This window comes from Lachnoclostridium sp. An169 (assembly GCF_002160525.1).
GTDB lineage: Bacteria > Bacillota > Clostridia > Lachnospirales > Lachnospiraceae > Mediterraneibacter > Mediterraneibacter cottocaccae.
Window position 1 is genome coordinate 44,402 of record NZ_NFKT01000023.1, and the last position, 24,221, is coordinate 68,622.

At 49.6% G+C, this 24,221-nt stretch carries 23 protein-coding genes; 15 read left to right on the plus strand and 8 right to left on the minus strand.

Features of this window, described 5'->3' with window-relative positions; all coding sequences use genetic code 11:
- The first annotated feature begins 207 nt into the window (after positions 1–207).
- Positions 208–1,494, plus strand: a complete 1,287-nt coding sequence (locus B5F07_RS15060) for an aminotransferase (RefSeq protein ID WP_087162139.1) — start codon at positions 208–210, stop codon at positions 1,492–1,494.
- A 100-nt stretch (positions 1,495–1,594) separates the two neighbouring features.
- Here the strand turns inward: B5F07_RS15060 and B5F07_RS15065 are convergent, their stop codons facing one another.
- Positions 1,595–2,479, minus strand: a complete 885-nt coding sequence (locus B5F07_RS15065) for a LysR family transcriptional regulator (RefSeq protein WP_087162111.1) — start codon at positions 2,477–2,479, stop codon at positions 1,595–1,597.
- Positions 2,480–2,787: 308 nt separating this feature from the next.
- Here B5F07_RS15065 and B5F07_RS15070 point away from each other — a divergent pair, with 308 nt between their 5' ends.
- The 3 genes from B5F07_RS15070 to B5F07_RS15080 all read left to right on the plus strand — a co-directional run bounded on the left by B5F07_RS15070 (position 2,788) and on the right by B5F07_RS15080 (position 6,972).
- The gene (locus B5F07_RS15070) at positions 2,788–3,264 is read left to right on the plus strand and encodes a MarR family winged helix-turn-helix transcriptional regulator (RefSeq protein WP_087162112.1); all 477 of its coding nucleotides are present in this window, start codon (positions 2,788–2,790) and stop codon (positions 3,262–3,264) included.
- Positions 3,261–5,000 (plus strand): ABC transporter ATP-binding protein, encoded by a 1,740-nt coding sequence (locus tag B5F07_RS15075; RefSeq protein ID WP_087162113.1) that lies wholly within the window; start codon positions 3,261–3,263, stop codon positions 4,998–5,000. The genes B5F07_RS15070 and B5F07_RS15075 overlap by 4 nt, the downstream gene beginning before the upstream one ends.
- Positions 5,001–5,088: 88 nt before the next feature.
- A complete protein-coding gene (locus B5F07_RS15080; protein ID WP_087162114.1) occupies positions 5,089–6,972 on the plus strand; it encodes an ABC transporter ATP-binding protein in 1,884 nt (627 codons plus the stop codon).
- A gap of 105 nt (positions 6,973–7,077) precedes the next feature.
- Here B5F07_RS15080 and B5F07_RS15085 read toward each other — a convergent pair whose 3' ends face one another.
- The 3 genes from B5F07_RS15085 to B5F07_RS15095 all read right to left on the minus strand — a co-directional run bounded on the left by B5F07_RS15085 (position 7,078) and on the right by B5F07_RS15095 (position 12,145).
- The gene (locus B5F07_RS15085; protein ID WP_087162115.1) at positions 7,078–8,979 is read right to left on the minus strand and encodes a sigma-70 family RNA polymerase sigma factor; all 1,902 of its coding nucleotides are present in this window, start codon (positions 8,977–8,979) and stop codon (positions 7,078–7,080) included.
- A gap of 16 nt (positions 8,980–8,995) precedes the next feature.
- Complete coding sequence (locus B5F07_RS15090; protein ID WP_087162116.1) at positions 8,996–10,987, minus strand: sigma-70 family RNA polymerase sigma factor; 1,992 nt, start codon at positions 10,985–10,987, stop codon at positions 8,996–8,998.
- A gap of 141 nt (positions 10,988–11,128) precedes the next feature.
- On the minus strand, positions 11,129–12,145 hold the full coding sequence (locus tag B5F07_RS15095) for a YeiH family protein (protein WP_087162117.1): 1,017 nt from the start codon (positions 12,143–12,145) through the stop codon (positions 11,129–11,131).
- Positions 12,146–12,346: 201 nt separating this feature from the next.
- Here B5F07_RS15095 and B5F07_RS15100 point away from each other — a divergent pair, with 201 nt between their 5' ends.
- From B5F07_RS15100 to B5F07_RS15110, 3 genes are read left to right on the plus strand one after another with little or no spacing between them, the layout of a single operon-like run.
- Positions 12,347–13,288: a LysR family transcriptional regulator gene (locus tag B5F07_RS15100; RefSeq protein WP_087162140.1), complete on the plus strand. Its 942-nt coding sequence runs from the start codon at positions 12,347–12,349 to the stop codon at positions 13,286–13,288.
- Between the two features lie 10 nt (positions 13,289–13,298).
- Positions 13,299–14,045 (plus strand): ABC transporter ATP-binding protein, encoded by a 747-nt coding sequence (locus tag B5F07_RS15105; protein WP_087162118.1) that lies wholly within the window; start codon positions 13,299–13,301, stop codon positions 14,043–14,045.
- Positions 14,035–14,973 carry a SufB/SufD family protein gene (locus tag B5F07_RS15110; RefSeq protein WP_087162119.1) on the plus strand — a complete coding sequence of 313 codons (939 nt, stop codon included), beginning with the start codon at positions 14,035–14,037 and terminating at the stop codon, positions 14,971–14,973. The genes B5F07_RS15105 and B5F07_RS15110 overlap by 11 nt, the downstream gene beginning before the upstream one ends.
- Positions 14,974–15,189: 216 nt before the next feature.
- Here the strand turns inward: B5F07_RS15110 and B5F07_RS15115 are convergent, their stop codons facing one another.
- Genes B5F07_RS15115 through B5F07_RS15120 form a run of 3 tightly spaced genes read right to left on the minus strand, consistent with a single transcriptional unit; the run spans position 15,190 to position 16,192 of the window.
- Positions 15,190–15,657: a YbaK/EbsC family protein gene (locus B5F07_RS15115; protein WP_087162120.1), complete on the minus strand. Its 468-nt coding sequence runs from the start codon at positions 15,655–15,657 to the stop codon at positions 15,190–15,192.
- A 50-nt stretch (positions 15,658–15,707) separates the two neighbouring features.
- Entirely contained in the window at positions 15,708–15,992 is a 285-nt protein-coding gene (locus tag B5F07_RS22380; RefSeq protein WP_140398035.1) for a hypothetical protein, read from the minus strand.
- On the minus strand, positions 15,989–16,192 hold the full coding sequence (locus tag B5F07_RS15120) for a helix-turn-helix transcriptional regulator (protein ID WP_087162121.1): 204 nt from the start codon (positions 16,190–16,192) through the stop codon (positions 15,989–15,991). The genes B5F07_RS22380 and B5F07_RS15120 overlap by 4 nt, the downstream gene beginning before the upstream one ends.
- Before the next feature lie 565 nt (positions 16,193–16,757).
- On the opposite strand from B5F07_RS15120, the gene thiW reads away from it, so the two are divergent.
- The 5 genes from thiW to thiD all read left to right on the plus strand — a co-directional run bounded on the left by thiW (position 16,758) and on the right by thiD (position 20,411).
- Positions 16,758–17,318: an energy coupling factor transporter S component ThiW gene (gene thiW / locus B5F07_RS15125; RefSeq protein WP_242972548.1), complete on the plus strand. Its 561-nt coding sequence runs from the start codon at positions 16,758–16,760 to the stop codon at positions 17,316–17,318.
- Between the two features lie 111 nt (positions 17,319–17,429).
- A complete protein-coding gene (gene thiM / locus B5F07_RS15130) occupies positions 17,430–18,251 on the plus strand; it encodes a hydroxyethylthiazole kinase (RefSeq protein ID WP_087162122.1) in 822 nt (273 codons plus the stop codon).
- Complete coding sequence (gene thiE / locus B5F07_RS15135; RefSeq protein WP_087162123.1) at positions 18,238–18,894, plus strand: thiamine phosphate synthase; 657 nt, start codon at positions 18,238–18,240, stop codon at positions 18,892–18,894. The genes thiM and thiE overlap by 14 nt, the downstream gene beginning before the upstream one ends.
- 7 nt (positions 18,895–18,901) lie before the next feature.
- The gene (locus B5F07_RS15140; RefSeq protein ID WP_087162124.1) at positions 18,902–19,585 is read left to right on the plus strand and encodes an HAD family hydrolase; all 684 of its coding nucleotides are present in this window, start codon (positions 18,902–18,904) and stop codon (positions 19,583–19,585) included.
- A gap of 10 nt (positions 19,586–19,595) precedes the next feature.
- Positions 19,596–20,411, plus strand: a complete 816-nt coding sequence (gene thiD / locus B5F07_RS15145) for a bifunctional hydroxymethylpyrimidine kinase/phosphomethylpyrimidine kinase (RefSeq protein ID WP_087162125.1) — start codon at positions 19,596–19,598, stop codon at positions 20,409–20,411.
- On the opposite strand, the gene B5F07_RS15150 is transcribed toward thiD, so the two are convergent.
- The gene (locus B5F07_RS15150; RefSeq protein ID WP_087162142.1) at positions 20,365–21,306 is read right to left on the minus strand and encodes an AraC family transcriptional regulator; all 942 of its coding nucleotides are present in this window, start codon (positions 21,304–21,306) and stop codon (positions 20,365–20,367) included. The genes thiD and B5F07_RS15150 overlap by 47 nt on opposite strands.
- Positions 21,307–21,535: 229 nt before the next feature.
- On the opposite strand from B5F07_RS15150, the gene B5F07_RS15155 reads away from it, so the two are divergent.
- The 3 genes from B5F07_RS15155 to B5F07_RS15165 all read left to right on the plus strand — a co-directional run bounded on the left by B5F07_RS15155 (position 21,536) and on the right by B5F07_RS15165 (position 24,205).
- Positions 21,536–21,943 (plus strand): hypothetical protein, encoded by a 408-nt coding sequence (locus B5F07_RS15155; RefSeq protein ID WP_087162126.1) that lies wholly within the window; start codon positions 21,536–21,538, stop codon positions 21,941–21,943.
- Positions 21,944–22,022: 79 nt separating this feature from the next.
- On the plus strand, positions 22,023–23,567 hold the full coding sequence (locus B5F07_RS15160; RefSeq protein ID WP_087162127.1) for a Na+/H+ antiporter NhaC family protein: 1,545 nt from the start codon (positions 22,023–22,025) through the stop codon (positions 23,565–23,567).
- Complete coding sequence (locus B5F07_RS15165; RefSeq protein ID WP_191404170.1) at positions 23,564–24,205, plus strand: C39 family peptidase; 642 nt, start codon at positions 23,564–23,566, stop codon at positions 24,203–24,205. Before B5F07_RS15160 ends, B5F07_RS15165 begins: the two co-directional genes overlap by 4 nt.
- The last annotated feature ends 16 nt before the right edge of the window (positions 24,206–24,221 follow it).

The following is a 24,221-nucleotide window of genomic DNA, read 5'->3' on the forward strand; positions in this document are numbered from 1 at the left end:
AGGGAAAAATACAGGAAAAAGCATGGAAAACTCTGAAAAATGCATGAAAGAGCGTGAAAAACTTCAAAAATGCTGATAAAAACAGAGAAAAACCGCGGCAGCGAGAGAAAAATGCAGGAAATCATTGACGAACTCTCAAAAATTCTATACAATAACATTCAGTGCGACTTAAGAGAAAATATAGAGAAAGAGTGGAGGAGTCCTGCAATGACTGCATACAAAGATTTAAGTAGGGAAGAATTACTGGAACTCAAAAGCGGCCTGGAGGCACAGTTTGAAGAAGTAAAGGCAAAAGGCCTGAAGCTTGACATGTCCCGCGGAAAACCGTCCGCAGATCAGCTTGATCTGTCCATGGAAATGATGGACGTGCTTCACAGCGGTGTGAACCTTGTCTGTGAGGACGGCATTGACTGCCGCAACTATGGCGGTCTGGACGGAATCGACGAAGCAAAACAGCTCATGGCGGATATGATGGAAGTGCCGAAAGACAATGTGATCATTTTCGGAAATTCCAGCCTGAACGTGATGTACGACACAGTAGCGCGCGCCATGACACACGGCATTATGGGAAGTACACCGTGGTGCAAACTGGACAAGGTGAAATTCCTCTGCCCGGTTCCGGGATATGACAGACATTTTGCCATTACAGAATTTTTTGGCATTGAGATGATCAATATCCCAATGACTCCGACGGGACCGGATATGGACATGGTGGAAAAACTGGTCAGCGAAGATCCTGCTGTTAAGGGAATCTGGTGTGTGCCGAAATATTCCAACCCGCAGGGCATCACCTACTCTGATGAGACGGTATACCGCTTCGCAAACCTGAAGCCGGCAGCAGAAGATTTCCGTATTTTCTGGGACAATGCCTACTGCGTTCACCATCTGTATGAAGATAAGCAGGATTATCTCCTTGAACTGCTTATGGAGTGCAAGAAAGCGGGCAATCCGGATATGGTTTACAAATTCGCTTCCACATCAAAGATCAGTTTCCCGGGATCCGGTATCGCGGCGATGGCAGCTTCCGAGGCGAACTTAAAAGACATCCGCAATATGATGAAAGTTCAGACGATCGGGCATGACAAGGTAAACCAGCTCCGTCATGTGCGTTTCTTCAAGGACGTTCACGGAATTGTGGAGCATATGAAGAAGCATGCGAATATTATGAGACCGAAGTTCGAGGCGGTCATCGAGGTTCTGGAGAGAGAACTGGGCGGTCTGGAGATCGGATCCTGGATCAAGCCTCTGGGAGGATACTTTATCTCCTTTGATGCTATGGACGGCTGTGCAAAGGCCATCGTGGCGAAGGCGAAGGAGGCAGGTCTTGTGATGACAGGTGCGGGAGCAACCTTCCCCTACGGAAAGGATCCGCATGACAGCAACATCCGAATTGCTCCCTCCTATCCGACACCGGAAGAACTGGCGGTTGCGGCAGATATCTTCGTGCTCAGCGTGAAGCTGGTAAGCATTGACAAGATTCTGGAGAGCAAGTAGTCTGAAAGACAGACGGAATAAAGCAAAAGCAGAACAATACAGATTTTACCGAAGAAAATGGCGGCAAGAGGAAGAAACTCCTTTTTGCCGCCGTTTTTCCTTATCCGCGTTGCATGCCGCTGTCGAGATACTGTGCGATCAGAGTGAGAAAACGTTTCAGTACCGGATGGTCATCGTCTTCCAGATAAAATACGCCGAAAGAGATTTTCGGCAGGTTGGTGATGGGAATGTAGCACAGTCCGGCTTCCCTTGCCTGGGGAATGTCCGGATAAAGCGTGTAGCCGATCTCTGCTTTTGCCATGGTAAATGCACTCTCGATATTCTCTGCAAAGAACCGGCATTCGGGGGGCAGGTTCACGAGGATATTGTTCTGGATCGTGAAAATGGCGTCAGGGACCTGGCGGGGAGAACAGGCAATAAAATTCCCGGAAAGCTGGCTTTTGACGAGTGTCCTGTGCACGGACAGAGGATGTTCCGGGGAGCAGACGCATGCCATGGGAACAGAACAGAGTTCCCTGAAGGCAAGAGAGGATTTTTTCTGCTCCTCTCTGATCCCCAAAACGGCGTGTACCTGTCTGTTTTCCAGCATATTGAAAATAGAAGGAAAAGGGACAAGATGGAAGTTGGGGCGGAGCAGCGGAAACTCTGCATAAAGCGTCTTCAGGACCGGCGGAAACAGGCTGAGCTCCATGTGGTTATGGCAGCCCAGCTCAAGATGGATATTATGCTCGTGCTTTCCGAGCCGCTCCTTTGCGGACATGGCAGTTCTCAGGATCAGCTTTGCATCGCTGAGGAACAAAATGCCTTCCGGTGTGAGCGAGACGCTCTTGCTGGTCCGGCTGAACAGTTTTACTTCCAGCTCTTCTTCCAGAGCCTGGATCTGGTGGCTCACGGCGGGCTGAGTGATTTTCAGTTCACGGGACGCCTTCGAAAAATTCAGATGTTCTGCCACAGACAGAAAACATTCCAACTGTACGGTATTCATAGAATAATCTCCTGTATATCACAAAAATTAATAGAAAATAATAAAGAATTTTAATAGATTATAGCATTTTTCGATTTGCACTTCAAGACAGGACGAAAAATCAGATTGACGCCTGATTTGCAGGGAAAAGACGGAGAGATAAAGAAAAAGAATGGGAAACTATTAAAATTTTTTATAGGTGATAAGTTTTTTGAATTTCCCATTTGGAAAAAACCGAGCTAAAATCTACTATGGACAGAAAATAAGGTTACGAACTGTTCGGATTTGAACTAATTACGAAAAATGATTTACAGGAGGTGTTCTAAGAGATGACGGACGAGTTCAGGACGGAAGAGCTGCTCTCGATGATGAAGAAAATCAGCCTGAACCTGACAACCCAGTTGGAAGTGTATTTAAGATACCGGGACATGAGCGGTATTCAGGTGTATCTGCTGGTTTATATCCTGAGGCACCATCCGGAAGGTACATATCTGACAGAGCTGTGTCATGAAATCGGGGTATCAAAACCGACGCTGTCCGCACTGATAAAAAAACTGAGAGAAAAAGACTATCTTTATTTTCAGGAGAATCCGGAAGACATCCGGAAAAAGAAAGTCCTCCCCACGGAAAAGCTTCTGAATGAAGGGGAAGAGTTCCTGCAGAAAGCCCGCAGAATGGAGGCTGAGATCTACAGCGTATTCGACGGAAAAGAGAAAGAACAGCTGTGGAAACTGGAACAGAAGCTTCTCAAGCAGCTTTCCGGGATGGAGCACAATGAAAACAGACAGGAGGTTATTTTACAGTGAGAAAAGTGTTACAACAGCTTAAACAGTATAAGCGGGAGACCTTTCTGACGATCGGGCTGACCGCGCTTGAAGTTATAATGGAAATACTGATGCCATTTATCACTGCCCTGATTATAGACCAGGGGCTTGAAGTCAGTAATCTTTCCGCCGTTTACCGCTATGGAATCATCATGGTACTCATGGCGTTCCTGAGCCTGGTTTTCGGCGCACTGGCAGGAAAGAATGCGGCCGGGGCTGCATCGGGGCTGTCTGCCAACCTGCGTGAAGCGATTTATGCGAATATTCAGACATTTTCATTTTCCAATATCGACAAATTCAGCGTACCCGGACTGGTTACACGTATGACAACGGATATCACAAACGTGCAGAATGCATTTATGATGATCATCCGTGTGGCAGTCCGTGCTCCGTTGAACCTGATTTTCAGCTTTATTATGTGCCTGATTATCAGCCCGCACTTAAGTTCCATGTTCCTGATCGCGGTTGTATTTCTTGTAATCGTTATCGGATCGATCATGGTTGTCACGCTGAAGATTTTCCGCCAGGTATTCCGCAGGTACGATGACCTGAATGCCAGCGTACAGGAAAACGTTACGGCAATCCGTGTCGTCAAGGCGTTTGTCCGTGAAGATTACGAGAACGTGAAGTTTTCCAAAGCATCGAAGATGCTCTATGATCTTTCCGTCAAAGCAGAAGGTCTTCTGGCGTTTAACAACCCGGCGATGATGGTTGCCGTTTATTTCTGTATTATTTCGGTATCATGGTTTGGCGCACAGTTTATTGTGGGCGGTTCTCTGACGACCGGAGATCTGACCAGCCTGTTCAGCTACATTATGTCGCTGCTTATGAGCCTGATGATGCTCTCCATGATCGTTGTCATGATCAGTATGTCCATGGCGAGCATCCGCCGTATCAGCGAGGTGCTGAATGAAAAGGCAGACCTGACAGACCCGGAAAATCCGGTTATGACAGTGAAGGATGGAAGCATTGATTTCAATCACGTGAACTTTTCCTACAAGCACGGCAGCGGGAAGAACTCCCTTTCCGATATCGAACTTCATATTAAGAGCGGAGAGACTATCGGCGTGATCGGAGGCACGGGATCCGGAAAAAGTACTCTGGTCAATCTGATCTGCCGTCTGTATGATGTGGATGACGGTTCGGTATGTGTAGGCGGAATCGACGTCCGGAAATATGATACGGAAGTGCTCCGTAATCAGGTGTCTGTTGTGCTTCAGAAGAATACCCTGTTCTCCGGCACGATCCTCGACAACCTGCGCTGGGGAAATCCGGACGCCACAGAGGAAGAATGTATTGAGGCATGTAAGGCGGCCTGCGCGGATGAATTTATCGACCGGATGCCAGATGGATATCACACCATGATCGCACGGGGAGGAGCCAATGTATCCGGCGGTCAGAAACAGCGTCTGTGTATTGCCCGCGCACTTCTGAAGAAGCCGAAAGTGCTGATCCTGGATGATTCGACCAGCGCGGTAGATACAGCGACAGATGCAAGTATCCGTAAGGCTTTCGCAGAGCAGATCCCGGGGACGACGAAGATCATTATCGCGCAGCGTGTTTCCAGTGTGCAGTCAGCAGACCGGATTCTCGTGCTGGACGATGGAAAGATCGATGCATTTGACACCCATGAGAACCTGCTGAAGACGAACGCGATCTATCAGGAGATCTACAACTCCCAGCTTGAAGGCGGCGGAGACTTTGATCAGCCGTCATAGAAAGCACGGCAAAAACATGGAAACACCGCAAGGGTGTACCACTATGCCGTGAGAGACACGGCAGAAATAAGGAAAGGAGAACTGATCTATGAGCGAAAAGAGAAGACCTGAAGTGAATACAGCGATGAAGCTGATCAACAGGGTCATACGATATATGCTTCACTATTATAAAATTCCTTTTTTCTTTGTAGTCGTCTGTATCCTGATCACTGCCATTGCAACGGTGGTCGGAGCTACGTTTCCGCAGACTCTGGTAGACGATTACATTACCCCGATGCTTGCAAACGGATCGGATGATTTCAGCGGACTGGCAGCGGATCTTGTCCGGCTGGCATGCATCATGGGAATCGGCGTTATCACGGCATTTACCTACAACAGAATTATGGTAAATGTCAGCCAGGGAACGATGCGCCGCTTAAGGGATGACCTGTTCCGCAGAATGGAGTCGCTCCCGATTAAGTATTTTGATACGCATGCACACGGCGATATCATGTCCGTGTACACCAATGATGTGGATACCTTAAGACAGCTGTTAAGCCAGAGTATCCCGCAGATCATCAACTCGGTAATCACCATGGCGGCAACCCTGGTTACCATGATCATCCTGAATCCCGCGTTGACAGTGATCTCGATTCTGACGGCATGCGTCATGCTGGTTGTCACCTCGAATTTCTCGAAGCTTTCCGGAAAGTACTTTATCCGGCAGCAGATCGACCTTGGCGCTGTGGACGGGTTTATTGAAGAAATGCTGGACGGTCAGAAAGTGGTAAAAGTATTCTGCCATGAGCAGGCGGCAATGGATGATTTCCATAAAGTAAACGAGGAACTGAGGAACAGTACCAACAAGGCAAATACTTATGCAAACCTGCTGATGCCTGTCAATGCCAATATCGGTTGGATCAGCTACGCGCTGGTTGCCATTGTCGGCGCTATTCTCGGTATCAACGGAATCGCCGGAGTTACCATCGGTACGGTTGTTACGTTCGTGGGATTAAACAAGAGCTTTACAAACCCGATCACTCAGGTCAGCCAACAGATCAACTTCGTTGTCAACGCCGCAGCCGGTGCACAGCGTGTGTTTGACCTGATGGACCAGGAGCCGGAGAAAGACGAAGGATATGTAGAGCTTGTCAATGCAAAGGTGGATGAAAACGGAAACCTTACCGAATCTCCCACAAGAACAAACCTCTGGGCATGGAAACATCCCCACAAAGCAGAGGGTACGGTTACTTATACAAAGCAGGAGGGCGGTGTTGTATTCGACGATGTGGACTTCGGATATGACGAGAAGAAGATCGTCCTGCACAACATCAGCCTTTACGCGGAGCCGGGACAGAAGATTGCCTTTGTCGGCGCTACCGGAGCGGGCAAGACGACGATCACCAACCTGATCAACCGTTTCTACGATATTGCGGACGGAAAGATCCGCTATGACGGTATCAATATCAACAAGATCAAGAAACCGGATCTGAGAAGGTCCCTTGGTATGGTGCTCCAGGATACCCACCTGTTTACCGGAACGGTTATGGACAATATCCGCTACGGCAAGCTGGATGCTACGGATGAAGAATGTATCAAGGCGGCAAAACTTGCCAATGCGGATGGATTTATCCGCCGTCTGCCGGACGGATATAATACCATGCTTACCGGCGACGGTGCGAACTTAAGCCAGGGCCAGAGACAGCTTCTTGCCATTGCCCGCGCCGCAGTTGCCGATCCGCCGGCACTGATTCTGGATGAGGCGACGTCCTCCATTGATACACGTACCGAGAAACTGGTGCAGGCAGGCATGGACGCGCTGATGAAAGGACGTACCACATTCGTTATCGCCCACCGTCTGTCCACGGTCAAGAATTCAGACTGTATTATGGTCATGGAACAGGGACGCATTATCGAGCGCGGCACCCACGATGACCTGATCGCGGCAAAAGGAAAATATTATCAGCTGTATACGGGAAATTTCGCTTCGTAGGAAGAAGGAGAAGGGAGAAACCCGGAAAATGAAATGTGACAGGTGAAACACAGGATCCCTGCACTGGAAACGAGAAGATTCCAGTGCAGGGATCCTGCATTTTATTCAGCGCTCCTGCGCCTCCGTATGGAAGATGAGAGGATGTTTCCAACAGTATGTGATGCCTCCGGTGTCTCCGGTGAGAAGGAGATCCCGGAAGTTTTCTTCTTCAGCAATCTCGATACCGATTCCCCAGTAAACATATTCGTCCTCCGCTCCTGAGACAGGATCAGAAATACGGATGGAAGAAAAAGAGCAGGGAACCGGCGACTCGGAAGGCTGCTGCGCGTAGCGCACGGAAAAGCCGAGAGTCTCACATGTCATATCATCCCGGGAAGGGATGACCTCAATGGGGATATACAGTTCCTGCCCTTTCGCCACATCGGAAAGCAATTCCTCAATTTCTTCCGGAATCAGGATCTTGTTCGGATTTTTATCTGTTGGTCCGCCCAATCGTGCAGTGCCAAGAGGCACATTCCTGATAACCGTCTCATTCCCGGGAGAGAGGAGTTCAGAGAGGTTCACCCGGAGTTCCGGATCCAGGGAGGCGGAAAGAGACAGCGTATCCATACAGATTTTGTAGGATCCGGGTTCTGCCGGTCCGAAATCGATGGTCGTCATTCCGGCTCCTTTTAATGTCTGGCTGAATAATCCTGAGGTTTCCTGCATTTTCGGAAGGACAGTTCCGTCTTCGGATACCGCATAGATGTCGGAGGGAATGCCGAGTGTCCAGTCTGCTTCCTTTAAAGTGTAAATATCTGCAGTGAGCCTTCCGTCCTGGATAAAAGTATCAACGAGAAATCCGCCGAATTCTGTCATCTCATAGCAGTAGGAATCCGGTGGGACATCGGTGACAGGAATCAGGGAAAACGGGATTTCCACATTGCCGTCTTTATATTCCACGCAGAATCCTTCCGTATTTATCCCGGATTCGGCCGCTTGCCTTTCAATCGCCCCTGCGGATAACTGTATGGTCTGGTAGCTGACGGCGCTGGCATCCATGTTAAGGGAAGCTCCGGGCGTCAGGGGGACTCCCAGGCAGGTGATCTCAATATAGGGAATGATCCTGTTGTACCAGAAAAGTTCTTCCGGCGGCAGCCCGTCGGGAACCTGCTCCATCGTTGCATCCATTCCGAGATCGGCGGCAAAGGAATTATTGACGAGCTTAAGTTGGATACACAGTGTTCCCTCGTTCAGAATTCCTTTCTGGACTGTGATCGTGTACAGTCCGTCTCCAGTCACGGCGCTGCGCTGTTCTTCCGGCACGCTGACATCTACAATATAAAAAGGTGTTGACGGATCAGTATTCACCCCGTATCCCGGCACGATGCCGAAGTAGCGCAGGATGATGTAAGCGCATGCGGTGAGGACAGCCGCGATGAGCATAAGGATCAGCGCCATGGTCAGGAACCGGCGCAGTTTCACAAGGGAGCGCTGATGGCGCTTCTTTACCGTCTCATAGGGCAGGTTCATGGACTTGGCGATTTCCTGGATGGACATGCCGCCGTAGTATTTCATGCGGATCAGATCCAGGTCCTCCGGGGAGAGGGTGTTAAGGGCTGCCTGCAGATCGATTTCTGTGATCACCTGTTCCTCAAGACTATGAGGATCCGTCAGTTCTTCGGCAGACTTCATCTGTATTTTCTTCGGGCGGTCAGCCTGCATTCGGTCGATCTGTATCTGACCATTCCATGCCTGGTCAGCGCGGATTTTACGAAAGCGGTCCACTGCCTTGTTGCGGGCAATGGAGACAAGCAGAGCGGCAGGTGAGCCCTTATCCGGATCGTAGGCATCTTTCTGCATATAAAACGCCAGAAAAGTATCGTTGACGCACTCTCTGATATCTTCCGGATTATCGAGGTACGCGGCTGTCGTCTTCCAGATGAGGGCAGCATACTGCCGGATCAGTTCTTCCGGTGAGGGAAGATTCCTCCCCGGCTTTCCTGTTGTTCTCTGCGGCTGTTCCATAGCTACCCCCTTTCAGTTAATTCTCTGTTTCTTCTGGATCTTCAGTATGTTCCTTCGCTTCCGTCTCTATGGAGAAGGTATAGTCCCAGGAATATATGACGGAGGCAGACTGATATTTGTTGGAGAGCAGGGACAGGTCGTCGGTACTGACATCTTCCGGCCAGGAGTATTCCAGTCCCCAGAATCGCCATTCCTCATAGTTCGGATCGGTGACCGTTCCTGTGGAGGACGGATACAGCAGCTCATCCGGGGCGTCTGTCAGCCCGATTCCAAAAGTCAGCATATAGCAGCTTAAATCTTCCCTGTAAGGTGTGACCTCAACGGGAAAATAGAGCCGCACAGTTCCTTCATTCAGATAACTGTCGCGCGCCTCCGGAAGAGGGTGCTCATCGGTGGGAGTGCCGAATTCGGCAGTGCCTCCCGGGATCTCAAGAGTGTGGTCCTCCTCCGGGTCAAGGATCCGGGAGAGGGAGATGGATGTATCTTCCGGCATGTCGGCCGAAATAAGGATAGAACTCAGCTCAATGGTATAGCTGCCCGGCTCTGCCGGACCGAAATCCCAGGAAGAAAGTCCGGTTCCGATCAGGCCTCCGTTTCCTGCCGGTGAACCGGTCAGCCTGCTTCCGTCCTCGGACACGGCGGTAATCTCATCATAGGACGCCGGGACAAATGTCTCCCCGGGCAGTGCATATACATCTGCCATAAGGTGTCCGTCTTCGATATATGCATCTGTCATAAATCCGCCAAGCTCTGTGAGCTCATAGCTGTACTGCTCCAGCGGGAGCTCCTGGATGGGCGTCAGGCGTATGGGAATCTCGAAGAAGCTGTTTTCCGAGACGAGAATAAATTCGTGCTCCTCAGTATCTTCTCCGTTGGAGTCCGGCTCTCCGGAATCATTTTCCACAGAATCCGGTTCCCCGGATGCCGCTGTGCCGGGCATTTCATCCAGAAACCAGATCATCTGCATAACCTGGGTGTCCTCATCTGCGGCGTACCCGAGGCTCTGTATGTGTGCCCCTGTATTTTCCGGTTCGCCTTTCAGAAACCAGTAATCCACCGGGGAATACCATGGCGGCACATATTCGGCAGCTTCGTTTCCCGATTCGCCGTCAATAGAGATAATCTCAGCGATGATCGGCTGCTGGGGCTCGGCGTTTCCCGCTTCATAGCTGTTTTCCGGGAATGGCGCACCCGGAGTGTTATTGTGAACGGTGATTTCCGCTCCAAAAGTGCCATTGCTCAGCAGAGCGCGGTTGATGGTGATATGATACTGACCGTTGTCCGATGAGACGGGCTCATTGAGGACGAAGATCTTATTTTCGATATCCAGGTTCACTCCATAGCCGGGCACAATGCCGAAGTAGCGCAGGATGATGTAAGCACATGCAGTAAGTACAGCTGCGATAAGGAGGATGATGAGTGCTGTGGTCAGGAACCGGCGCAGTTTAAAAAGAGAGCGCTGATGACGTTTCTTCACAGTCTCATAAGGCAGATCCATGGACTCTGCGATCTCCCGGATGGACATGCCGTTGTAGTATTTCATGCGGATCAGGTCGAACTCTTCCGGTGAAAGAGTGTCCAGCGCGGCTTTCAGATCCGTTTCTGTGATGATGCGGTCTTCCAGATTTTCCGGATCGGGGATCCTTTCGATATCAAACGCTTCTGTGCTGCCGGCCGCAGGAAAACTGCCGGCCGTTTTCCCGGAAAATGCGCCGGAGTGTGCGTCAGATCCGGAAGCACGGTTCTTCCGGTATCTGTCCACCGCCTTATTGCGGGCAATGGAGACAAGCAGGGAGGCGTAAGACCTTTTAGCCGGGGTAAAATTTTCGATCTGCATGTAAAATGCAAGAAAAGTGTCATTTACACATTCCTTGATGTCTTCCGGGTCCCGGAGATATGTTGCGGCAGTTTTCCATACGAGTAACGCATACTGCGCCATCAGTTCTTCCGGGGAAGGGAGAACTGACGGCGCAGTATCGGATTTCGGATCTGGTCTGGAGGATCTCATGGAGCGTCTCCTTTTCAGTGGATTTGTAAAAATATTTCCTAACAAAAGAAATGTTAGACTTTACATGGTTATAGAATACCATAATGTGACCGGTTTCGACAACAAGGTAAAGTCTAACATTTTTCAAATTTTTCTGAATATTTACCATACTCCGAGTACATGCTGCATTCCCAGGCTCACCAGGGCAATGCCAACCCAGCAGCAGAATCCGGTGAAGATCGGTTTGCCGCCGGTTTTTACCAGCTTGATAATGTTTGTGTTCAGACCGATGGCAGCCATCGCCATAACGATAAGGAATTTACTCAGGTCTTTCAGCGGAGCGGTCACTGCAGCGGGCAGCGAGAATACGGTAGTCACCACGGATGCCAGCACGAAGAAGAGGACAAAATATGGGAAGGACTTCTTCAGACTGAATGTGGACGCTGCAGAAGAGGTCGCAAGTTTCGCTTTCCTCCCTCTGTAAATGGCAAGTGCAAGGGTGATGGGAATAATCGCCAGTGTCCTTGTCATTTTGACGATGGCAGCAGCGTCCAGGGTATTGCTCCCGTGGATGCCGTCCCATGCAGTGGCAGCAGCAGTGACAGACGATGTGTCATTGATTGCCGTACCTGCGAAAAGCCCGAATCCCTCATTGCTTAAGCCCAGAAGAGAGCCAAGGGTAGGGAAAATGAGCGCAGCCAGAACGTTGAAGAGGAAGATAACGGAGATGGACTGTGCCACTTCCTCGTCCGACGCGTCGATTACCGGAGCAGTTGCTGCGATGGCGCTTCCCCCGCAGATGGATGAACCCACCCCCACCAGGATGGCATTGTTCGCCTTCAGCTTCAGTGCTTTATAAAGAAGAAAAGCGATGATTAGTGATGTGGCGATAGTGGAGATAATAATAGGAAGAGACTGTCTCCCTTTTGCCAGAATCTCGGTCAGATTCATGCCGAATCCAAGAAAAACCACAGCGGCCTGCAGAATTTTCTTGGAGGTGTAGTTGATCCCTCCGAGGAATGGCTCTTTGTTTGTAACGATCAGAGTCACGATCATACCGATGAGAATGGCGAACACCGGCCCGCCGACAACCGGTACGGCCTGTCCCAGAAACCAGGAAGGCACGGCAATTATAAGGCAGAGCAGCAGTCCGGCCCCGTTTTTCTTTATAAAGTTCATTTGTTTTTCCTCCTTCAGACTGTATCTTTTTTCCAACTGGAAAAATCATACCATAAATTTACAATAAAATGTAATTATATATCTTTATTTTATCATAAAAATATGTTATGATAAGACACAGGGAGTAGTTAAGTATAAATGGAGGGCGGAGGTTTGGGTAAAAACTCCGCCCTTCTGCGTTTTATGGAAGAAGGGGTTTCTATGCTTGATTTCAGAATGGAGACATTTCTTGCAGTATGTCAGTGCATGAATTTCACACGGGCCTCGGAAAAACTGAATATCACACAGCCTGCGGTATCCCAGCATATCCGTTTCCTTGAGAAACATTACAATACAAAGCTGTTCCGCTATGAGGGGAAGAAGCTGCGTCTGACCGGAGCGGGAGAGATTCTGAAAAATGCATCCCTTACGATGATGCACGATGAGCTTTCCATGGCAGATGAGATGAAGAAATCGCAGGAAGAGGAGCGGGAACTCCGGTTCGGCGCCACGCGGACGGTCGGGGATGCGCTGATGGGGCGGATTCTGCGGGATTATCTTGAAAAATATCCGGATGCCAGGATTCAGATGATTGTGGAGAACACCCATGATCTCCTGGAAAAACTGGACGAGGGGGCCATTGATTTTGCTCTTGTGGAAGGATTTTTCAAAAAGACGGAGTATGATTTCCGGAAATTTTCCGATGAGAAGTTTATTGCAGTCTGCAGTCCTGAGTATTGCAAAAGACTTCCGGTGAAGGTAGATCCGGCAGACGGAATGCCGCAGAAGATCAAAATTGAAAATCTTTTTCATGAACGGCTTCTTCTGCGGGAACCCGGTTCCGGTACAAGAGAGGTGCTGGAACGCTTTCTTGACGCGAGAAACCTGAGTCTTGCAGATTTTGAAAAAGTTATGGAAGTAGGGAGCCTGCACACGATCAGGGAGTTGACAAAAACGGGATGTGGTATTACATTTTTATATGAGACTGCGGTGGAAGAGGAGCTGGCTGCGGGAGAACTTGTAAAGATCCCTCTGCAGGATTTTGACGTCTCCCATGAGTTTACCTTTATCTGGAGACGCGGAAGTATCTATGCGGAGCGTTACAGGGAAGTGTTCCGCAGATTCCTGGAATCCGGACGCGGTCATCAAAAGAAAAGGAAGTGACAGACGCACGATGTTACAGGTTGAACATTTATCATATGATGTAATGGAAGAAGGAAAACAGTCGGAGATTCTCTCGGACGTAAGTTTTTCTGTAAATGACGGAGAGATGCTTGTCATTACGGGACCAAACGGCGGCGGGAAATCCACGCTTGCCAAGCTCCTGATGGGCATCAATAAGGCGACAGGCGGAAAGATCCTCTTAAACGGCGAGGACATTACGGATTATTCCATTGACGAGCGCGCGAAGGCGGGAATCGGTTTTGCCTTTCAGCAGCCGCCACGGTTTAAGGGAATGACGGTGCGCAGGCTTCTGTCCCTGGCGGCGGGCAAACCGCTGGACGAGAAGGTGTGCTGTGAGCTCTTAAGCAGCGTAGGGCTCTGTGCGAGAGAATATATTGACCGGGAAGCTGACGCCACACTTTCCGGCGGAGAAATGAAGAGGATCGAGATCGCTACAGTTCTGGCAAAGCACCACGATCTGTGCATTTTTGACGAGCCTGAAGCGGGAATCGATCTGTGGAGCTTCTCCATGCTGATCAAACGCTTTGAGCAGATCCACAGGGAGAAGAAGGAGACACTGATTCTGATTTCCCATCAGGAGAGGATTATCCAGATGGCAGACCGGATTATGGTGATTTCTGACGGAAAAGTGGAGTCCATCGGTGATGCGGCGGACATCATGCCGTCGCTGTTCGGTCAGGAGATTGACTCCTGTGAGTGCAGAAGACAAAAGGGAGGTGAACTCTATGGAGCCTAATTCAAAAGTACAGCTTGACAAGGTGACAGAAGATGTGCTCAAAGTGATCGACTCTTACGGGTTTAAACAGGAAGGAGCATATAATCTGCGCCTGAACGGTATGGCGGTGTGCCATGGTGACAGCAGGCATATCAATATTGTGAAGAAAGAAGACAAGCCGGGAATCGACATCCATATCAGCGGAGAGGCGAAAAACGAGCAGGTCCATATCCCGGTTGTCATGTCTAAGGAAGGCGTTGACATCGTATATAATGATTTCTATATAGAGGACGGAGCAGACGTGACCATCATTGCCGGATGCGGGATCCACGGGGAAGGATGCAGTGAGACCCGTCACGACGGAATCCACACTTTCCACGTGGGAAAGAATGCTAATGTAAAATATGTGGAAAACCATTACGCAGAAGGAAACGGAAGAGGAAAAAAGGTTCTCAATCCGGTGACAAAGATCTATGTCGGGGAAAATTCGGTATTTACCCTTGAGACAACCCAGATTAAAGGTGTAGATTCCACAGAGAGGGAAAATTATATCGAACTTGCCGATAATGCGAAGCTTTTCGTTACAGAAAAGCTGATGACACATGAAGGACAGACTGCGGTTTCCAATATGGATGTGGAGTTAAACGGCGAGAACAGCTCTGCAAGAATTGTGTCCCGTTCCGTTGGAAAGGGAACATCCCACCAGGTGTTCCACCCCAGAGCAATCGGAAACAACCAGTGCCACGCACATATCCAGTGCGACTCCATTATTATGGATAAGGCAGAGATCAGTTCCATCCCGGAGATCGACGCCAAACACGTGGACGCCCAGATCATCCATGAGGCCGCCATCGGAAGAATCAACGATGAACAGCTGATCAAACTCCGCACCTTCGGTCTCAGCGAAGAGGAAGCGGAATCCGTGATCATCGAGAACTTCCTGAGATAATTCGTTTTGACAAATATGGGCGGGACATATTTTCAGAAGATATAGTCAGATAATATTTTTGAAAATACAGTTTGCTTAAAATACGGCTGATTAAAGTGATGTTTATTTTTTTCCTGCGCCAATTCCCAGGCAGTACCGGATTATGTTGTCACGAAGCCCCCTAGTGGAGCGCCGGGATAACATGATCCGGTACTGCCGGACCATTGGCGCATTCTTCTATTTACACACATCAATCCATTCTTTTGCCTGCGAATATTTCTCCAGTTCCTCACAAGTCATCTCCACCGCAGAGTTGGAGCTTCCCGCCGCCGGAAATACCGTCTCAAACCGTTTCAGCGATTCATCCAGATAGGTGGTCACGGTATCCGGATTCCCGAACGGGCAGACCCCGCCGATGGCGTGTCCGGTAAGTCTTTCCACATCTTCGGGGGCAAGCATCTTTGCCTTCATCCCAAAGAAATGTTTGAACTTGCTGTTGTCGATCTTCATATCCCCTGCGGTCACGATAAGGATGGCGCCGTCTTTCTCCTTTGTGTAGAAGGAGAGTGTCTTTGCAATCCGCGCAGGCTCCACTCCGACTGCCTCGGCGGCAAGCTCTACCGTGGCACTGGATACGGGAAATTCCAAAATTTCTTTGTTAATGTTATTGGATTCAAAATAATTTCTGACGATCTCTACTGACATCTTATATTTCCTCTTTTCTTATTAGTATTACATCCGGTCTGACATTAGCATCATATCCGGCTTGAAGGGGCGGGGCAGGTATATCTGCCTGAGCTGAGTTTCAATAATTCTTCTCCAGAGAATGATGGATGAAGAAATAGATCCCCTGTTGGATCAGGAATAAGCCGAAAACAAGGCAGATGATCCACGGAGAGGCATGGAACAGCGCCAGGATAAATGCCAGAACCAACAGAATCAGGGTGAGAAGCTGATTCGTCAGCGCGCAGGATAATGCCTGAGATCATTAAAATGATACCGGCAGAGAATAAGATAGTAAAGGTTCTGTTCTCTTTCATTTTGATTCCTCCTCATAGATAAAGATATCTTCAATGCTCATCTCGAAATAGCGTGCGATTTTGAACGCAAGCTTTATGGAAGGGTTATATCGCCCGTTCTCCAGGGAACCGATCGTCTGGCGGGAGACGTCCAACGCATCGGCAAGTTCTTCCTGGCGGATTCCCCTTTGCTTCCGTAGCTCTTCCAGCCGGTTTTTCATATACCCACCTCTCAGACTCGTTTATGGAAAGTTTACTTTCCGTATCCTGATTATAGCACGGAAGACAAAAATGTCAAGCTGACTTTCCATAAATTACTGACTTCCCATAAATTAGTTACTTTTCATATTCCTTTTCGTATCCTCGCCAGATCCCAGGCTGTACTGTCCCATGTTGTCACGAAGGGCCGTAGTGGAGCGCCGGTCCTTGGACCGCGTCTTTTGCGGTCCTATGTACCGCTGCGCTCCACTCCCGAGCGAAAGCGTGGCCGCCGGGGCAACATGGGACAGTACAGCCGGACGGACATCTGGCAGACATATGAAAAGGAACAATCTTATTGCTTTTCCTGCCAGAACATGGTAACATAATTCTCGGAAAATTGAATAACAAGTTTTCCCGGGCGGGGAGCGCCGTCCGGGTTTTAACTGTACACCAGAGCAATTACATCTTGATCGTACAAAAACATTATGCGAGGGAATCCGTGTTCCGGAGTGAGAGGATGCCAGTGAGCATCGACCGACAAGTGCGCGCCATACGGTTGACATTCTGCCGCAGGAGGCAGAAAGTATGGACGCATGTGTACAGGAGGTTATGGTAATGAAAAATGTCAACGTGAAGAAACTTGCCCTTGCGGGTATCCTTGTTGCGGTGGGAATCGTCTGTTCCCCGCTGTCGATTCCGGTGGGAGCCTCAAAATGTGCTCCGGTCCAGCATTTTATCAACATTCTTGCAGGCGTGTTCCTGGGACCCGGATACGGAGTCGGTATGGCATTTGTTACGAGCCTTCTCAGAAATCTGATGGGGACGGGAACTCTGCTTGCATTTCCCGGATCCATGTGCGGAGCATTTTTGTGCGGTATTCTGTATAAATACGGAAAACACCTTCCGCTTGCATATCTGGGAGAGCTGTTCGGAACATCTGTCATCGGCGGGCTGTTAAGCTATCCGATCGCTACACTGATTATGGGAAGCGAGAGCGCGGTGTTCGGGTTTGTCCTCCCCTTCTTTGTTTCAAGCTGCGGGGGAACGATCATTGCGGCTGTGCTTGTGACAACGATGAAGAAGATGAAGATATTCGATATCTATCTTGGCAATCTGGAGGCAAAGCCACAGCAGGCGAAAAACTGAGAACAAAAATATAAAAAAGTTAAGAGAGAACGAAAGAAAAAGCGGGGGAATTTGGAGAAACTGTGAAGTCCGAAGGCTCCGCTTTTCTTTTGAAGATGAGGTACAGTTATCATGATGAAAGAATGTCTGGACAATGTCAGAAAGACCGTGCCGCTTGTGCACAATATCACCAACTATGTGACCGTAAACGACGTGGCTAATGCCCTGCTTGCCTGCGGCGGCAGTCCCATTATGTCCGATGAGGCGGAGGATGTGGAAGACATCACTTCCGTGTGCAACGGCCTGAATATCAATATCGGAACCCTTCACAAAACCAGTATAGAAGGAATGTTCCGGGCAGGAAAGAAGGCAAATGAACTGGGGCATCCCGTCCTTCTTGACCCGGTGGGAGCAGGGGCGAGCGCCCTTCGCACGGATACAGCGCTGGGCCTTATGAGGGAGCTGAAGCTTACCGCCATCCGGGGAAATATCTCCGAGATCCGGACACTTGCCCTTGGAAGCGGCACTACAAAAGGCGTGGACGCGGATGCGGCAGACGCTGTGACGGAGGAGAACCTGGCAGATGCAGTAGAATTTGTGAAAGACTTTTCCAGGTCTGCAGGCTGTATTGTGGCAGTGACAGGAGCAATCGATCTGGTAACGGATGGAGAGAAATGTTATGTAATCCGTAACGGACGCCCGGAGATGGGGAAGATCACCGGAACCGGATGCCAGCTCTCCGGAATTATGACGGCGTTTCTGGCGGCAAATCCGGACAATGTTCTGGAAGCAGCGGCCTCCGCTGTGTGCATGATGGGATATGCCGGAGAGATCGGATGGAGCCGGATGCAAGAGGGGGATGGAAATGCTACATACCGGAACCGGATCATCGATGCGATCTATAACATGTCGGGAAATGATTTAGAGAAAGGAGCAAGATATGAGCGGCGATAGAAAGAATAATGTGGACAGAAAAGCTCTCCTTCTGTATGCTGTGACAGACAGAACCTGGCTGCGGGGACAGACTCTGAAAAGTCAGGTGGAGGCGGCATTAAAAGGCGGGGCAACCTTTATTCAGCTCCGGGAGAAAGAGCTGGATGAAGAGGCATTTCTGGAAGAGGCTCTGGAGATCGGGAAGCTCTGCCGGGAATATGGCGTCCCCTTTGTCATTAACGACAATGTGGATATCGCGGAAAAAGCCGGAGCAGACGGAGTCCATGTGGGGCAGCATGATATGGAAGCGGGGGATGTGCGCCGCAGGCTGGGACCGGATAAGATTATCGGTGTTTCCGCGCAGACTGTGGAGCAGGCGCTTCGCGCACAGGAGCATGGCGCAGATTACCTCGGTGTGGGAGCCGTATTCCCCACCGGCTCAAAGGCAGATGCAACGGAAGTCGAGCATGAGACGCTCCGGAGAATCTGTGATGCCGTGGACATCCCCGTGATCGCCATCGGCGGGATCACAAGGGATAATGTCCTGGAACTTCGGGGGACCGGGATCTGCGGAATCGCAGTGATCAGTGCGATTTTTGCAAAGCAGGACATTGAGGCGGCTGCGGCTGACTTAAAGGAACAGACAGAAAAGATGTTGGGGTAATAGAACTATGATCAAGGGAGCAGTTTTTGATGTGGATGGAGTACTCTTAAACTCCATGCCTGTCTGGGAAAATCTGGGAGAATTGTATCTGGAAAGCCTGGGAATACAGGCGGAAAAAGGACTTGGTGAAATCCTTTTTGCCATGAGTATGGAAGAAGCGGCAGAATATCTGATCGTTCATTACGGGCTTGACAAGACTCCGCAGCAGATCGTGGACGGACTTGCCAGAGAGGTGCGGGAATTCTATGAGAACCGTGTCCCTTTGAAAGAGGGAGTCAGGCAGTTCCTCACTGAGCTGAAGGAAAGAAAGATTCCGATGGTAATCGCTACGTCCGGAGACCGCAGGAATGCGGAGGCAGCCTTGAAACGGCTGAAGGTCTATTCCTTTTTTCAGGCGATGTTTACCTCCTCCGGGATCGGAAGCGGGAAGAATCAGCCTGACATTTTCTATGCTGCGGCATTGCAGCTTGACACGGAGCCGGGGGAGACACTTGTGTTTGAGGATGCGCTTCACGCCATTCAGACGGCAAAGCGGGCGGGATTTAAGACAGTAGCTGTCTATGACAGATCCGACGATAAAGATCTGGCTCAGATCTGGAATACGGCAGATATCTATCTTCCGGAATTTAAAGATTTCAATCTGTTCTGGAAACGGGTGGAACAGTTGGAAAATACAAAAAAGAGAAAATAGGAGAACACAGATGAAAACTGCACTTACAATTGCGGGAAGCGACTCCAGCGGCGGAGCCGGCATCCAGGCAGATATCAAGACCATGACGGCAAACGGAGTATTCGCTATGAGCGCGGTCACAGCCCTTACGGCGCAGAATACAGTGGGCGTTAAGGACATTATGGAGGTTACGCCGGAATTTCTGGCAGAGCAGATTGACTGTATCTTTACCGATATCCGGCCGGATGCGGTGAAGATCGGGATGGTATCCTCATCGGGACTGATCCGGGTAATTGCGGAAAAGCTCAGAACGTATAAAGCGACACATATTGTGGTGGATCCGGTTATGGTTTCGACGAGCGGATCAAAACTTCTCTCGGACGGCTCGTCGGGGACGCTCAGGGAGGAACTTCTTCCTCTGGCAGATATCCTGACACCTAATATCCCGGAGGCAGAGGTGCTTGCCGGAATGCAGATCAGATCGGAAAAGGAGATGCTCGCAGCGGCTGAGAAGATCGGTACGTCTTACGGCTGCGGTGTGCTTGTGAAAGGAGGACACCGGGTCAGCGACGCCAATGACCTGTTCTGGAAGAATGGGGTACACCGCTGGTTTTACGGCAGGAGGATAGACAACCCCAATACGCATGGGACAGGGTGTACTCTTTCCAGCGCCATTGCCGCCAATCTGGCAAAAGGTTTTTCCATGGAGAGGTCTGTGGAGCGGGCAAAAGAGTATATTTCCGGGGCTCTCTCGGCCATGCTTGATCTGGGACAGGGGAGTGGTCCGATGAACCATGCATTTAACATAACAGGTGACTTTGTCCGTGAAGCGGAGCTCCCGGAGTGATGCCGCCTGAGGACAGGCTTTCAATATATTTTTTTGGCGTCATGCCATATTTTTTCTTAAATTCACGATAGAAGTAAGAAAGATTGGAAAATCCGGCAGACAGTGAGGCCTCCAGAACGGAAGTCTCTCCGCCGGCCAAAAGTCCGGCGGCTTTTTCCAGTCTCAGATTCTTTATATATTCCAGGCAGGAAATTCCCACGTATTTTTTAAAGAAACGCATAAAATAATATTCGCTGAAATAGCACCGCTCTGCCAGCCGGGCAATGGAAAGATCTTCACTGTAGTGCTCGCCGATATAATCGAGTATCTGACGGATTTTCTGAATATGGTCTGTCTCGATCCGGGGGCGGGATGCATTTTCTCTTCCAAAGGGAATGAGGGCAGAGAGTACCTTGAGCAGGAGGGCTTTCAGCTTCAGTTCATATCCCGGGAGCTGTCTGGTGTATGCAGTATTCATATCTGAAAAAATATCCCTGAGCTCCCGGTAGGCCGGATGGTCCGGATGGATTACAGCGGGCAGGATGAGGGTCTGCTGCGTGATGGGCTTGAGATAGCGCACGGAACAGACGTCGGCAGAATTCGAACCGAGGAAATTCATATGAAATACATAAGTCTCTGACTTCATAAAACCGCCGGTCTCAACGGAAAGAGAGTGGAGGATGGACGGGGGAAGAAAGAGAATGTCCCCCTCAGTGACCTCAAAGGAGTCAAACTGGATCTGATAGGTACAGCGGCCACCTGTAATCATTGTAAATTCAGCCTCCTCGTGCCAGTGCGCGGCGACTGTGGGATAAATGTAAGAGAGCAGTGTGATATATTTCTGCAGGGGGAACATGGATTCTCCATGTCTTGCCTGTTCTTTCTGTTCCGGTGATAAGGGAACCTGCCGATACATGTTTTTTCCTCCTGTTGTGCTGTTCAGAACTTTTTTATCTGATCTGCCGGAAAAAAATACAGGCAGGATTGTACTATAATTTGTAAAAAAGATCTGGAATTCATTGAATTGGTACACAGATATGATAACAGGATTATACAAGAAATGCAATCCGGAAGAAACTGTACTTCCATCCGTCTTCAAATCGTGTTACAATAACCTGAGAATCAGCGGAAGAGGGAGGCATGTTATGCTTACAGAAGAAAAACTTGAGAATCTCATCCTGAAATATGATATCCCTTATAATCATAATATCGCTCTTGCACGCCGGACCACAGGAAGAGAATGGGTGCTGCCGGACACTCTGGAGAATGTGAAAGAATTCGAAAAGGCGGAATATTTTTACGTCTGTTTTTCAGAACAGGGAATCTGTATCTTCCCGGCTCTGGAAAACTGGAATTCGGGAGAACCGCTTGTGTTCGGGTGGAAGCAGATTACCGGTTTTGAGGTGAAAAAGGGATGGTTTACGGAGAATGATCTCAGGCTTTCTTCAGGAAAGGTACGTCTCCGGCTGAAGCTGGTCAAAAAGATGGCGAATAATTCCTGGGTGCGGGAAAACATGATTTTTCTCGACAGCGTGAATTATTACCGCCGCTAATCAGAGGCTTCCGGAGAAGGGAAGCATTTATACCTCAATATTTATACATCAAAAAAGAGAAAAAAGGAGTAAAGTATTTATGGACGGTTCAATGTTTATCGGAACGTGGTGGTCACTGCTTCCGCCGATCCTGGCGATTGTACTGGCATTTATCACAAAAGAAGTGTACAGTTCGCTGTTTATCGGTGTCGCAGTAGGCGCGCTGCTTTACAGTGGTTTCCACCCGTGGAATTCATTTGTCAATTTTTTCGAGATCATGAAAGACAGTATGAATCTGAATATTCTGATCTTTGACGTGCTGTTGGGCATGATTATTGTGCTCATGGCGAAGACGGGAGGCTCTGCTGCCTACGGAAAATGGGCGGGGAGTAAGATCAAGTCGAAAAAGAGTGCCCTGCTTGCCACAACCGGTCTGGGAATCCTGATTTTTGTGGACGACTATTTCAACTGTCTGACCGTGGGTTCTGTTATGAGGCCTGTGACAGACCGTTATAAGGTCTCCAGAGCAAAACTTGCCTACATTATCGATGCGACGGCGGCTCCGGTGTGTATTATCGCACCGATCTCAAGCTGGGCTGCGGCGGTGAATTCCTACGTGCCGGAAGATGCGGGGATCAGCGGATTTCAGCTGTTCCTGCGGACGATTCCGTATAACCTGTATGCGATTCTGACTCTGGTTATGGTTATCTTCATGACACTGACGGCATTTGACTTCGGGCTGATGAAGAAACATGAGGACAACGCGGCAAAAGGAGATCTTTTCACAAGCGGTGCGGAGGAGTTCGAACAGGTTCCCGAGGAAGAAGTAAACCCCAACGGCAAGGTGATTGACCTTGTGCTTCCGGTTGCCGTGCTGATTGTCTCCGCCATCGGCGCCATGATTTATACCGGATACCTGGGAGGCGCAACGGATGTGATTACCGCATTCTCCGGATGCGATGCCGAGACAAGCCTGATCTTTGCAACCACGCTGACAATCTTTGTCATGCTGTTTTTATATCTGCCGAGAAAGGTCGTCACTTTCAAGGGATTTATGGACAGCCTTGTAGAAGGGTTCAAGCTGATGATTCCGGCAGTGACGATTCTGATTTTCGCATGGTCCCTGAAGGGGGTCGGCGATGCGCTGGGACTGGCTGATTTTGTCGGCCATGTCGTCGGAGACAATGCGTCGGCAAGTATCTTTATCCCGGCTGTGCTGTATATTGCAGCGGTATTCCTCTCATTTTCCACGGGAACATCCTGGGGAACATTCGCTATCCTTGTTCCGATCGCGACAGCGATGTTCGAGGGCAGTACAAATCTGGAGATGATGATCGTTGCTGTGGCGGCTGTTCTTGCAGGAGCAGTTTGCGGCGACCACATTTCTCCGATTTCAGACACAACAGTTATGTCATCGGCGGGAGCGCAGAGTAACCATCTGAATCACGTATCTACGCAGATGCAGTATGCTGCCGTAGTAATGATCGTTTCCCTGATCGGATACCTGCTGGCCGGAATCGTGCAGATCTGGTGGGTTGTGCTCGGATTCAGCCTGATCCTGCTGCTGGCGGTGCTTTCCGGAATGAAGATCTTCTTTGAGAGAAAAGAGAAAAAACAGGCGGCTGCGTCAGGGGGCGGGAAATGATCCGGCTTGATGTTCCGTATATCGACCAGAGCGTAAAGTATCCGACCGGATGCGAGAGCGTGTCTGCAGTAATGCTGCTGCAGTTTCTCGGGATTCCGGTTACGGTCGATGAATTTATAGAAAACGATCTGGAAAAACAAGACTTTGAATTAAGGAACGGGGTCCTTTATGGACCCGATCCCCGCAGATATTTCTGCGGAAGTCCGTACGATGAAGATGCATTCGGGTGCTATGCCCCTGTGATCGTCCGGGCGCTTGAGCGGGCATTGGAAAATGCCGTCCATCGGTATGGAGAAAAATACAGAGAATTTCAGGTGAAAGACGAGACGGGGCTCACTGCAGAAGAGCTGACAGAAAAATATGTCAGCAAAGGAATGCCCGTGATATTCTGGGCGTGCATCAATATGCGGGAGCCGGTTACCGGTCCCTCCTGGCGGCTCTCTGATACGGGAGAAGAATTTACCTGGATTTCCAATGAACACTGTATGCTTCTGGTAGGATTTGACGAAGAAGGTTATTATTTCAATGATCCCTATGATAATAACGGAGTGATACGGTATCCGAAGGATGTGGTGGAAGACAGGCACCGGGCGCAGCATATGCAGGCGGTTGCAGTTTGGGGACGTAGTAAAGTTTAGCTTTACTACGTCCCCT